11 protein-coding genes are annotated in these 11,447 nt (G+C 48.2%); 3 read left to right on the plus strand and 8 right to left on the minus strand.

Annotation, left to right across the window (positions count from 1 at the left end):
- Nucleotides 1-236: 236 nt before the first annotated feature.
- From BLX24_RS28960 to BLX24_RS28980, 5 genes are all read right to left on the minus strand, one after another.
- Entirely contained in the window at nucleotides 237-695 is a 459-nt protein-coding gene (locus BLX24_RS28960) for an RES family NAD+ phosphorylase (RefSeq protein WP_071506719.1), read from the minus strand.
- A 5-nt stretch (nucleotides 696-700) separates the two neighbouring features.
- Entirely contained in the window at nucleotides 701-1,153 is a 453-nt protein-coding gene (locus tag BLX24_RS28965; RefSeq protein ID WP_071506720.1) for an Xre family toxin-antitoxin system antitoxin, read from the minus strand.
- Between the two features lie 74 nt (nucleotides 1,154-1,227).
- Entirely contained in the window at nucleotides 1,228-2,181 is a 954-nt protein-coding gene (locus BLX24_RS28970) for a sensor histidine kinase (RefSeq protein ID WP_143092862.1), read from the minus strand.
- A 189-nt stretch (nucleotides 2,182-2,370) separates the two neighbouring features.
- On the minus strand, nucleotides 2,371-3,762 hold the full coding sequence (locus BLX24_RS28975; RefSeq protein WP_071506722.1) for a hypothetical protein: 1,392 nt from the start codon (nucleotides 3,760-3,762) through the stop codon (nucleotides 2,371-2,373).
- A complete protein-coding gene (locus BLX24_RS28980; RefSeq protein WP_083422254.1) occupies nucleotides 3,755-4,258 on the minus strand; it encodes an RNA polymerase sigma factor in 504 nt (167 codons plus the stop codon). The genes BLX24_RS28975 and BLX24_RS28980 overlap by 8 nt, the downstream gene beginning before the upstream one ends.
- A gap of 224 nt (nucleotides 4,259-4,482) precedes the next feature.
- On the opposite strand from BLX24_RS28980, the gene BLX24_RS28985 reads away from it, so the two are divergent.
- Nucleotides 4,483-5,403 carry a DUF1016 N-terminal domain-containing protein gene (locus BLX24_RS28985; RefSeq protein WP_083422251.1) on the plus strand — a complete coding sequence of 307 codons (921 nt, stop codon included), beginning with the start codon at nucleotides 4,483-4,485 and terminating at the stop codon, nucleotides 5,401-5,403.
- Between the two features lie 79 nt (nucleotides 5,404-5,482).
- On the opposite strand, the gene BLX24_RS28990 is transcribed toward BLX24_RS28985, so the two are convergent.
- Nucleotides 5,483-6,751, minus strand: coding sequence for a TolB family protein (locus BLX24_RS28990; RefSeq protein ID WP_177225951.1), 1,269 nt, complete (start codon nucleotides 6,749-6,751; stop codon nucleotides 5,483-5,485).
- A 344-nt stretch (nucleotides 6,752-7,095) separates the two neighbouring features.
- Here BLX24_RS28990 and BLX24_RS28995 point away from each other — a divergent pair, with 344 nt between their 5' ends.
- Complete coding sequence (locus BLX24_RS28995; protein WP_177225952.1) at nucleotides 7,096-8,313, plus strand: tyrosine-type recombinase/integrase; 1,218 nt, start codon at nucleotides 7,096-7,098, stop codon at nucleotides 8,311-8,313.
- A gap of 90 nt (nucleotides 8,314-8,403) precedes the next feature.
- On the opposite strand, the gene BLX24_RS29000 is transcribed toward BLX24_RS28995, so the two are convergent.
- Complete coding sequence (locus BLX24_RS29000; RefSeq protein ID WP_071506726.1) at nucleotides 8,404-9,399, minus strand: aldo/keto reductase; 996 nt, start codon at nucleotides 9,397-9,399, stop codon at nucleotides 8,404-8,406.
- 151 nt (nucleotides 9,400-9,550) lie between these two features.
- On the opposite strand from BLX24_RS29000, the gene BLX24_RS29005 reads away from it, so the two are divergent.
- Nucleotides 9,551-9,916, plus strand: coding sequence for a winged helix-turn-helix transcriptional regulator (locus BLX24_RS29005; RefSeq protein ID WP_071506727.1), 366 nt, complete (start codon nucleotides 9,551-9,553; stop codon nucleotides 9,914-9,916).
- Nucleotides 9,917-10,053: 137 nt separating this feature from the next.
- Here BLX24_RS29005 and BLX24_RS29010 read toward each other — a convergent pair.
- Nucleotides 10,054-11,447, minus strand: a 1,394-nt coding sequence (locus tag BLX24_RS29010; RefSeq protein WP_143092863.1) for a PKD domain-containing protein, incomplete at its 5' end; no start/stop codon positions are given.

Raw genomic sequence — 11,447 nt, forward strand, 5'->3', positions numbered from 1 at the left:
CTGTCACTGAATTACCCAGACAATAAACGGCCAGAAGCGCTGAGCCGCGTAATCCTAAATCCTTTAAAAACTGATGGCGGCTTTGCGTTTCTTCCAGTGAGCTTGTTTTCATGAGATTAGACTGATGGTTTAAGATACTATACGTCAACGCAAGGCTAAACGCTGCCTTGACCAGGTAATATTTTGATCCATTAACGGTCTGCCGGTGTTGTTTCGCATACCGGCGGCAAAGCAGCTTAAGGAGAGATCAGCCGCGAGTCAATGCGGAAGGGTTCGTTTTCAACAATTCTGACCAGGTCATGGAAGTCCGGATGCAGGGTATGAAGCAGTATGTTGGCCGAACGGGTGACGATGGCCGAGGGCACCGAAACCGCCAGTTCGCCGGGATGGCGCAGCCAGTCGATCAGGTAGGTTTGCAGGGTTTCATAGTGACTGTCGTGCTCCCAGTCAGCAGGGAGTTCCTGCATGGATACGTTTCTGGCCACATCCGGAATGTCCAGCACCAGCAAATGAAAAGCAGGAATATAGGCCGGATTCAGATGCGCCAGGATTTCCAGCAGGGCGAGTTCCGGGGTGGCAGAGGTGTAGAGAATCGGATAGCCTTTGGGGTTCCAGCGGCCCCCGGCCCGCCGTGCGCCTTCGGCCGACAGCGGGTCTGCGATGTACGTACTTTTATACAATCGGTAAACCAGCATGGGAGCTACGCGTAAACACCGTATTCGATCCGGGTAAGTACATCATCTACGAGGCTAAAACCGCTGATGGTGCTCAATAACAGGAGCGGAGCCTGATCCTTAAGCTCTTTCAGGGGGTAACGCAGCCAGTTGGCAAGTGCATCGGCACGACTGTCAAACACCATCAATCCATGAGCAGCCAGGTTCGATAACAACAAAAGCCGTTCCGACGAGTGGGCATCAAGCCGTCCTTCATTCCGGAAGCGGTGTAAGGTACGTTCGGCAATCTGCAGGATAGCGGCCAGCTCTTTAAAGGACAGATTCAGGAGCTGAGCCAGCTCATCAGCCTGTTTGGCCGGAACGCCCTGCCGCGAGGCCTCAATAATGCTGAACCCGGATGCCCATTTCGGACTGAAGGATGCCTTTTCCGGTTGTTTTCCGGTTCGTCGGCCGGCCGTCTGTTGCGTTAATGTTGCCATTTCTGATTCGCTGTTTTTGTAAAAATAACTGCAAAAAGTCAGTAATGCAAGTGCAAAATGGCAGTGTCAGGTATTCAGGAAAGGATCAGGGGTAAGGTAACCACAAACTGGCCGTTGGCTTCTTTCACAATAGGTATCGGGTGGCCCAGTACCTGATATTTACTGATGATATTCGATAGGCCAACCCCATTACTCAATACCCGCTGTGATTTTTTCTGCAGATTATTCTGAACAGAAAGCTTGCCTTCCTTACTGGTCTGAATGTGTATCTGTAAAGGTTGTTCGGGCAGAATGATGTTGTGTTTCACGGCGTTTTCAACCAGCAATTGAAGGGTCAGGGGAGGAATCTGGTAATGGCCGTATTGCTTATCAATATCCATAGTGAGGTCAAGTCCGCGGTTGTAGCGTGTTTTCAGCAACTGATAGTAGGAATGAACAAAATCAAGTTCCTGATCAAGTTCGGTCAGCGTTCGCTCGTTGGCACGAAGCACGTAGCGATAAACGGAGCTGAGCTCTTCCGCAAATAGTTCGGCCTGTTTCGGATCCTCGCTGATAAGTGCCGTGAGGGAATTGAGACTATTGAACAGAAAATGAGGGTTTACCTGCTGTTTTAACCCGTCGAGCTGACTTTGCAGATTGGCCCGCTTCAGCTCTTCTGTTTCCAGCAGCGTTTGTTTCCAGCGGTCCATCGTATAGATGTATTCATGCAGGATATTGAGAATGATATTGATGAACCAGGTGACCGCTAAACAAATCTGCAGGCTGACAAGATTGAACGTAAATCCGGGAAAATCAATCAGCCGGTACCCGTAAAAGAAGCCACAGATCGTTGCTCCGCTCATGAACATGTGGATGGTAATGGCAATACACAAACGGGTAAGTGCCTGCTTTTCTGCGGGAAAGCGTTTTCTCAGGAAAATGGCTGGTAAGGCATGTAAAAAATAAATGGGTGTCCAGAAGACAATGATACTGAGAGTGGCAAGGGTAAAGACTCTGAGATTACCGAAATAATCCTTGCCAAAAAGCATAAGATTAAAAAAAAGATAGTATAGGGGTAAAATAGCCAGCGCTACGATGTCATCTCGTTTTGTATACAACTTAAGCCTGAGCATATCGATACGTTCCGTCTTCCGGAAAACTTGTTATGAAGCCCTGAAACAAAGGCATATAAAAGTACAATAATTGTATGAAGACAGAAAGACGCCGACATGAAGTATCTATTTGAATAAATTAATAAACATTGACGCATTGAGACCAGCCGATGATTTTGCGGCCGAATTATGATCACGGTGAAATATGTATTTGTAGGAAGGCCCAAGCTGAAGGGCAATATTTTTATGCTGCCATTGGATGCCGCCGCCAAAAACAAAATTGGTGAATAAATCCGGGTGTGTCCTGAAGTCAAACCGATAATGGTTTTCGCGGCTGCCCGTATAGGTTTCAAAAGAAACTTCCTGAAATCCGGAGAGGTTTAACTGCGTTCCGGCATTTATAAAGCCAGACCATGCTTTCCGGATGGGAATGTAATAATTCAGCGAAACCGGGACCGTCATAAATGTTTCACTGATGGAGATCCCCTCAATGAAGTCAAATTTTTGGGGCAGGTATTTCCGGTATATTTCCATAAAGTCCTGCCCGGTAGCCGAATTATAATCGTCTAATGCGTGATGGTTTTCGGTATGAATGTGTTGTGCCTGTAGGCCAAATGACAGATTCGTTCTGTCAGCTACCTGAAAATCAAGCACAAAGCCGGCGCCAGCCCCTTTGAGGCCCGCAATCCCCTGTATGCCGATACGGGGCTTTAGTTGCCGTAACGAGAATGGCGGTTTACTCGCTTCGGGCTTCTTTGGCTGCATCGGTGCTTCAGAGACCGGAGGCGCCTTTGGGAGGCTAAGGTCAGGAGTTTTGGGCTGCTGCGTTTCCGCTACCACCTCAGCGCTATCCGCCGAAGCAGTCGGTACAGAAGTAGTTACTGGCTTGGTCAGCGAATCTTGAAAAGTACTGTTATGGGCAGACGGGCGCGCTGAGGCTGTTGGCTGCCCGGCATTACCTTGTTTTAGGCGCTGATAGGCATGCCGGTCGCCAGTTTCGGTAAGAGGCGATTTCTGATGAATAGCAGAAAGAGCCTCATTCCTGGTTAGAACGGGTTCCCGGGTAGTTCCGGTAACCGGTTCGGAACGGCGTCGTTGAGTCACCGGTTGGGTTGGTTCACCGGCGGATTTTGTAGAGGCATACACCGGCTTGCTGGTGTCAATAATCGTCTTATGGATTATATACACGGTGTCGATACGGTGCAGGGGTTCTGCCGGTGAGGTAATGACTGAATGCTGAGATTTTTTAGAAAGTAAAGTTCTGTCTTCAATAAGCGTATTGATTTGTTTTTGAACAGTTTTTAACGTTTCGTTTTGCTTCCAGTACAGGTAAAACGTTACCAGCCAGCCGGATAGCAGGAGTGAACTGGCCACCCAGCCGCCATAGTTCAGCAACCAGGAAGCAAGCGGGGGAACCGGCATTTTTTTTCGGAAGCGCTCCCACGCACTGACCGTATAGGCCGGCCGGACAGCTTCCAGATTTTTTTTCAGGAATTTATCAAATCGTTCGTTAGACATAATTGTTGCGCCGGCTTATGGAATGTTCGTGGTTCCATGTACGTAAAAGTTCCTGTAATTTCAATCGGGCTTTTACCAGAGTAGAGCGGGAAGTGCCTTCCTGAATACCAAGCATTCCGGCAATTTCCGGATGCGAATACCCGTCCACTACATGCAATGAAAAGACTGTCCGGTAAGAAGAGGGTAGACGCTGTACCAGCTGAAGAATTTCGTCGGCTGCTATATTTCCCGGAATTTCATCGTCTGTACCGAGGTCCCAGGCATCATCAACATCGATAAAAGAAGGCTCATTTTTGTACTTCCGGAATTGATCGATGGCTGTCCGGACCATAATCGTTCTGAACCAGGCGTCAAACGACTGCTCCGGATCATAGTAAGTGATTTTGTTGAGGACTTTCAGAAAACCATCATCAAACATTTCCTCCGCATCTTCCCGTGAACTGGCATACCGTAAACATATATTAACACCGAAACTGTAATAGGCTTCAAAAAGCATCTTCTGCGCAGAAGATTTACCCTTGCGGCACCCATCAATGACCTCTTGCAGAATAAAATGTTTCGTACGGCGGAATAACACGTGAGTGGCGCTTGGTTTAAAATAGAATACGCACTCCGGCTATGGAACGATGCCTGAAAATGTAAATATTTGTGATTATATTAAAAATCAGGACGCACATAAGCCACATAGGGCTATTTTAGGCCTAAAGTCATTTTTGTATTATGACAGAAGTAAAGTCGCAGCTATCATCGGAGTCGATGATAGAACTGCATGCTTATTTAAAGCAATTAGTATCGCCGGAAGAATTAGCTGCGGTGTCAAATCCGTCGTTTGCACGTGTCGAAGCATACTGGCACATCGGCAGAATCATAGTTGAGACGGAACAACAGGGAGAGCAACGGGCTGACTATGGTACTCAGTTAATTGAAAACCTGTCAGAAGAACTCACGACAACGTTCGGCAAAGGATATAAATCGACCAACCTTTGGTGGTTTCGGCAGTTCTATGTAGAATATCCAATACCCCACGCATCGCGTGAGTCAAGTGATTTTGAATTAAAAGACCGTTTACGCACAGAATTGACCTGGACGCATTACAGACTGCTGATCGCGATTGATAATAAACAGGAACGGGCGTTTTACATGAATGCCGCTGCTGACGAGGGCTGGTCGTACCGGACGCTTCAAAAGCTGGTACGTTCAAATTATTATTATCAGGTGGGCCTGGAAGAAAACCAGTTCAGAAAAGAAACGCTGAAGAAAAAAGCGTTAAATGAAGCAGATCACATCCGGAGTAAAATCGGCAAAACAAAGCAAATTTTATTAGGTCAGCCGGGATGGGCATTAATCAATAAACTGAGCCTGCCGTATACCTTCGAAACACCTAAGCCGGAACTAATCTTCTTTCATTATTTATTGCAGCGGATTGTGTGCGTTTGGTTTAGAGACAGCTCACCAAATTTGCTGGCGTTTCTTCCCAAACAACTGGAAAACCTTCAGCAGCAACAACCCAAACAACTCACAATGGCCCCGGTCGGACTACTGGTGAGTAACAAAAACGAGGTGCAAACCATACAGGTAGCTGAAAGTAAGATGCTTAACGCTGAAGAACGAAGTTTGCTCCCGAAAAAAATTGAAGAATGAGCCGCTTCATAATTTCAGGAGGTAAAAGGCTCCCGTACGTTTCCGGTATGGCCTTTCGCGTACACAAAACCGGATACAATCAGATAAAAACGGTAAAAAAGCCTTTTTTGCCTTGCTGGGTTCCCATAAATAAGATCCGGTCGTTTCCGAGCCAGCGGGGTGCATAATCATTGGAGGGAATCAGGCCCGGCAGTAATTCAATCCGGCGTATAGTACCGGATGTCAGGTCCCTTATCCAGAGACTATAAATAAACTGAGCAGGCGACGTTCTGGTACTAAGAAAAGCCAGTTGTTTTCCATCCGGTGAAAATTGCGGGTTTGTGTCGATCCAGCCGGGTTGGGTGTCAAAAAATCGTGTTTCTCCGGAACCAGTGGCAGCATAAAACGAAATAACTGCGCGCCATGACATACCGTTATTATCGGTGCGGACACGGGAGAGGCCAATCAACTGACCATCCGGCGACCAGGTTAATGTGGTGTTCCGGATGGCATTTTCGGTTGAAACCGGCAGCACAGGGCTCAACGGAACTGGCTGTCCGCCTGAGGTAGCTATTTTCCAGAGACGGGACCCGTCGTTCGTTTGCGTATTATAAGCCAGCCATTTTCCGTCGGGAGACCAAACAATATCGCGGGCAAAAGCCAGGTCTGCGACCGGAACCGATCGTTCCTGCCCGGAGGACAAATCGTATATAATCAGCGAGTTATTTGCCAAAGAAACAAAAGCCAGTTGTTGCCCGTCGGGGGAAAATTTGCCTGCTCTCCCCTGCCGGTTTATTAATGTTGCGGAGATCACCTGTTCATTCACCAGTTGGGTAAGAAAGGTCTGAAACTCATACTGACCGGCACCTTTATCTACCGATACGATATAGGTAGATTTAGAGCCGTCTCTGGCAACATCTCCTCCTAAAACGTCGGCCGATAAGCCAAATCCGGGATAATAGGCAGACTGTGAAAGAAATCCGTTGGTAGCCATAACCGGATTCGAAGGCACAGCGGGCGCTCCTTTTGCCTTTGATACGACTCGTGCCACTAATTGTACGCCACGGCCCGCTGCCGGGATGAGGGTTGATTTTTTATCAGCATTGAGTGTCTGATAGGCCTTGAAGGGGCCGTTCTCATTGTCTGCAACCTGAATTTCATATTCTTCCGCTTCAACATCTGCAAGGTCAGGACATGGAGAGGTTATGCAGACGATACGCTCAGGTTCCCAGTTAAGTTTGTATCCGTCGGCGGTTACAGAAATCTGTAAACTAACCGGTCTGACTCGTATTGCCGGGTCAATGGGGTGCTCTTCTTTACAAGCATTTACTATAAAAAACAGACCAGTAAAAAGAAGCAATCGTCTCATCCGGCTTTCGGCTATAGTTGTGTGTGATAGAGCCATACTACCGGTAAAAGGTTGGAAAGGGTTCGTACTAATGTTCCGGGTAAAAAATTTTGGTAGTCCGGATACTATAGATGAAACGGTGGAATAAAAGCCGGATGAGTTTACGATAATTAAGGATTCCCCGGTTTCATGTAAATAACATTTTTCAAGTAAATCCGGAAATCAACATTTCCGGCAACTTGAAAATGTTGTATCTTGTACGCTTATTAGCAGACAGGCAAAACAGCTTCAGGTCTGATATAAATTGCGGATGTGATACAGGGTTCGTTCAACAATATACAAATACACACAGTTGTTTAACACCGATGCGTAAGGAAACTAAATCTACATTGACCGGAAAACGCAAACCGGAGGTGGGTTATGTCAGGGGCGATTGGTTTACCGTAAAACAGATTACCGCTAGTTTTGCTGACTGGTATTTTACCGGTAATAAAACCGCTTCCAGAGCAAAATCAAACTATCCGGTATTGATTGCCCGGTATCTGAAACACTGCCTGCAGACAAACGTACCCGTGGCATATGGTCTTGAAACGTATCCGGAAGCCCGGCCTGCGTATTTGAGCCCGGTCCGGAAATTTCTGGAATTTTACCGGCTGCGTGGCTGTCCGCCTGTCGTGGCTGACCCGGTTGCCCAAAAAGCACCGCCCGCCAGTAATGAACTGGTCTTGCAGTTTATCTATCAGGCCGTTAATCTGCGGGGAGACGAAAGCAAAGCTACCTATCAGAAATCACTGAACGCTTTTTTTGAGTGGATGCAACAGCAGCGGACATGGGGAAACGATCTGTCCGGTTTCGACGCCGTCAGCGTAGGTCAGTTCATGTCTGAACTGCGGCAACAGGGATATTCGGCCTTTACTATAAACCTGCGGCTTTCGGCTCTCAAGGCACTGGCGCGGTTTGTTCTTGAGCATCCCCGGAAATTTAAGCTGGACGATGAGCCGCGCGAAGGGTTGGCGGCCATTGAAAAGGTAAGTGCGCTCAGTTTAGAACAAACCGTGTATAAAGATGCGCTCTCGGCTGAAAACCGCGATAAGCTGCTTTCAGAATGCGATGATCCCGAAACACTGGCTATGATAAGTCTGATGGTTTATTCGGGCTTGCGAACGGTTGAACTCACCCGGCTCCAGGTCAGGGATCTGGATTTGCCGAACGGTATTGTCTATGTCCTTGGCAAAGGCAAATACACCCGCGAAGCAGTAAAACTTTTTAAACACAGCATTGACGTTATACGAATGCTTTTTAGCCAGCGTCCTGATTTACAATCCATAGACCCCGTATTTCCGGAACTGACCACCCGGAAAGTCAGACGGCTGGTAGATGCTGCCCTGGAGAAGTCGGGACTGAAGCGGGAGGGTATTTCTGCCCATAGCCTGCGGCATACAGCGGCTCAGCTCTTACTGGAAAAAGGAGTGGATGGAATCTATGTGCAGCAACACCTGCGGCATGCCCGCTTTGATACCACACAAATGTATACCCGCAAAAAGACAAGGGAGCTCTATCTTGACAAACTCCCGGATGAGTGAAGGTAGTATCTATGACACGAATTCATCACGTATCCCAAACAGAAAACCCTGCCAATCAGGGAATTTTTACCTGATTGGCAGGGGATTACTTTATTTCAGGAGGACCAGTTGATTTAATTTATCCGTGATGAGCTGGTTTTCTTCTGTAGAAAGTGACAGTTGCGCGGCGGCGGCATTCTGTAAGGCCTGTTCCGCGTTGCGGGCACCGGCCAGAGCAATGGTTATACCCGGCTGATCTATGGTCCAGCGTAAGACAAGCTGACCGATGGTCGCTTTTTTATCCTCGGCAATTGGTTGAATCGACGACAGGAATTCATCGACCCTGGCTATGTTTTCGTCCTTGAAAAAATAAAGGTTTGCCCGATGGTCACCAGGAGCAAAGGCATGGCCGGGCTTCATTTTACCGGTTAGTAAACCACGTTCGAGGGGGCTGTAGGCCAATATGCCTTTGTGGTTCTCAAGGCAATAGGGGATTACATTTTTCTCAATATCCCGCTTCACCATACTGTACGGAACCTGATTCGACGCCAGTGAGATGGTGTTTTCCGCCTCTGCCATCTGTTCAGCACTGTAGTTACAGACGCCGGCATACCGGACTTTACCTTGCTCAATCAACCGGCTGACGGCCTCCATGGTTTCCTCAATCGGTGTTGTTTTGTCTGGCCAGTGAATCTGGTAAAGATCAATAAAATCAGTGCCTAATCGCTTCAGACTGTCTTCGCACTCTTTTATGATACTGTCCCGCCCGGCATATTTATAGATATCGATGGCTTCACCGGCATTGTTTGTGGAATGCATAGCCAGATCGCCTTTTGCCAGATCCCAGCGCATGCCAAACTTAGTCAGAATCTGTACCTGATCCCGGGGAATACCCTTGATGGCCTCTCCGACAATTTCTTCGCTGTGGCCCTGACCGTAAATAGGGGCCGTATCAATCGAGGTAACTCCTGCGGTAAACGAATCTTGAATGGCCTTTACGGCATCTTTCCGCTCAGATCCGCCCCACATCCAGCCACCGGCTGCCCATGCGCCAAAGGTTATGACTGACAGTTCTAGATTTGTGTTTCCTAATTTTCTGTATTCCATCCGGATATGTTTTACCTACTAAACCAGTAAGGGGTATTTACTTGTTTAGCTTATTGTTTTTAAGTAGGTTCAAGTCGTAAAACAAAAACAATAGCTATCGGTAAGCAAGAGGATATTCATTTATGAGTAACTCCTCTAAAAGTGAGTAGCCATGAGAAAAGTGAGTTCGACAAACTACCATAACCAGGCGTATCTGGAAGAAAAATGCACCCTGAATGAGCTAATTCATTTACTGAGCAAACGTTGGCTGACTGAGGTGCTGTTCAGTATTGAAGAAGGTAATAACCGTTTTTCGAGCTTAAAAGAGGACCTGAAATACATCAGCGATAACATCCTGGCCGACCGTCTGAAGTTGCTGGAACAGCATAAACTGATCACGCGGAATGATAATTTTCGTGAAGTGCCTGCCCGCGTGGAGTACGCTTTAACGCCAACAGGGTTGAAATTAAGCGAGTTACTGGATGTTATGTGTAAATTTTCAGAAACGGAGATGGATTTTCCGGCCGCGTCATGTTGATCTATTACTGATTTATTGCGTCTGATTTTGTTCCGCGCGTTGCGTGGATTATTTCAGTTTTCCCGGCTGGCATAAAACAAAACAGCCTCTGCCAGAGGGGTTCCGGCAGAGGCTGTCTGGAGACATTGCTGGTTTAACTACTTATCCAGAAATTTGATTTTTGACATAGACAACAGCGGCTGAATCGCTGTAGCGGCTTCATTTTTGAACACAAAATAAAGGTCATGTTTGCCCTCCGTCTTTTTCAGCGGTACAAAGACCGGTTTTGTCGCAAACGGGTTAAACGCAGGTTGGGCCGGTTTCTTGGCCCCATCGCCGCCCTGCCTGGCGTTCTCCTTCTGCTGAGCTTCCATCTGGGCCATGAGCTTCGCTACGTCAACTTCGGGAGCCAGTTCGAGATTGGCTTCGCCAATGACCGGGCCGGTTGGTGAGTCGATATGAATTTCTATCTTACCACCGGCAGCTCCCTCCCGTCGCTGGGCAGCGGCATTGGTTTCAAGCTGTTGAATGCCCGTCAGATCGATTTGCCTGAACCCGAAATAGCCGTTGTTGAATGCAATGATATTTTCACCCTTACCCATGCCTTTGGCCTTCACCTCTACCCCTTTAATAACCTCTGCGGTTGAGGCATCCACATCCGGGCTACGCAAGACGATCAACTTCTCGGACGTTTGGGACGGAACACTTTTCCCGGCACCCAGTGTATTACCACGGTCTGTATAGGCGGCACGAATCAGTACAGACCCACGGCCGTTATCACCCGCCGGCAAAGTAACCGAATAGGCGCCGTTGAGTGGTAAGCTGCTGTATGTCTTATCGTTAATGTGGAGAATGTAGTCTACCAATGTACCGGCATCAGCCACTGACATGGCCGGGTGTCCGGGCATGGCTACTTCACCCCAGACGCCGACACCACCGTTCCGAATCTTGGCTACCAACCGCTCAGCGGCCCCGGCATCACCCTTGTATTTGGAGGCAATCGCTGTAAACGCCGGGCCAACCGATTTGGTCGCAATCTGGTGACAGACCTTACAATCACTCTGGTTGATGATCGCATGGGCAACAGCGTACTGCGTAGAGGCATCCACACTCCGGTGTTCCTGCTTTACCTCGGCGTAGTCGAAGCCTTCCGACGTATAATTGATGCTCATGGCCACCTGCTTCGGGTTGATTTTTTTGGCCCCGGCACTTTCCAGACCACCGTCTTCCTGATCGTTTACCTGAACAGCATACTGAATCGGCTGATCCTTAAAGAAAAACGTTTGGTTGCTGGCCAGGTTTACAGCGACAGCAGGGGGTTCATTTCCGGCGATAATCTTAACCGACTGACTGTTTTCGGCCCCTTGCGGGTCCTTAACGGTCAGCGTAGCCGTATACACACCGGCTTTGTCGAAAGTGATGGAAGGGTTCGGCGTTGAAAAGCTACGCGGCGCGATACCCGGAGCCGTAACTTTCCACTGATACGTCAGCTTATCGCCATCGCGGTCGGTACTGCCGTCTGACAACAGCGTCAGTTGCAGCGGTACGGTGC

This window comes from Arsenicibacter rosenii (assembly GCF_001870735.1).
GTDB lineage: Bacteria > Bacteroidota > Bacteroidia > Cytophagales > Spirosomataceae > Arsenicibacter > Arsenicibacter rosenii.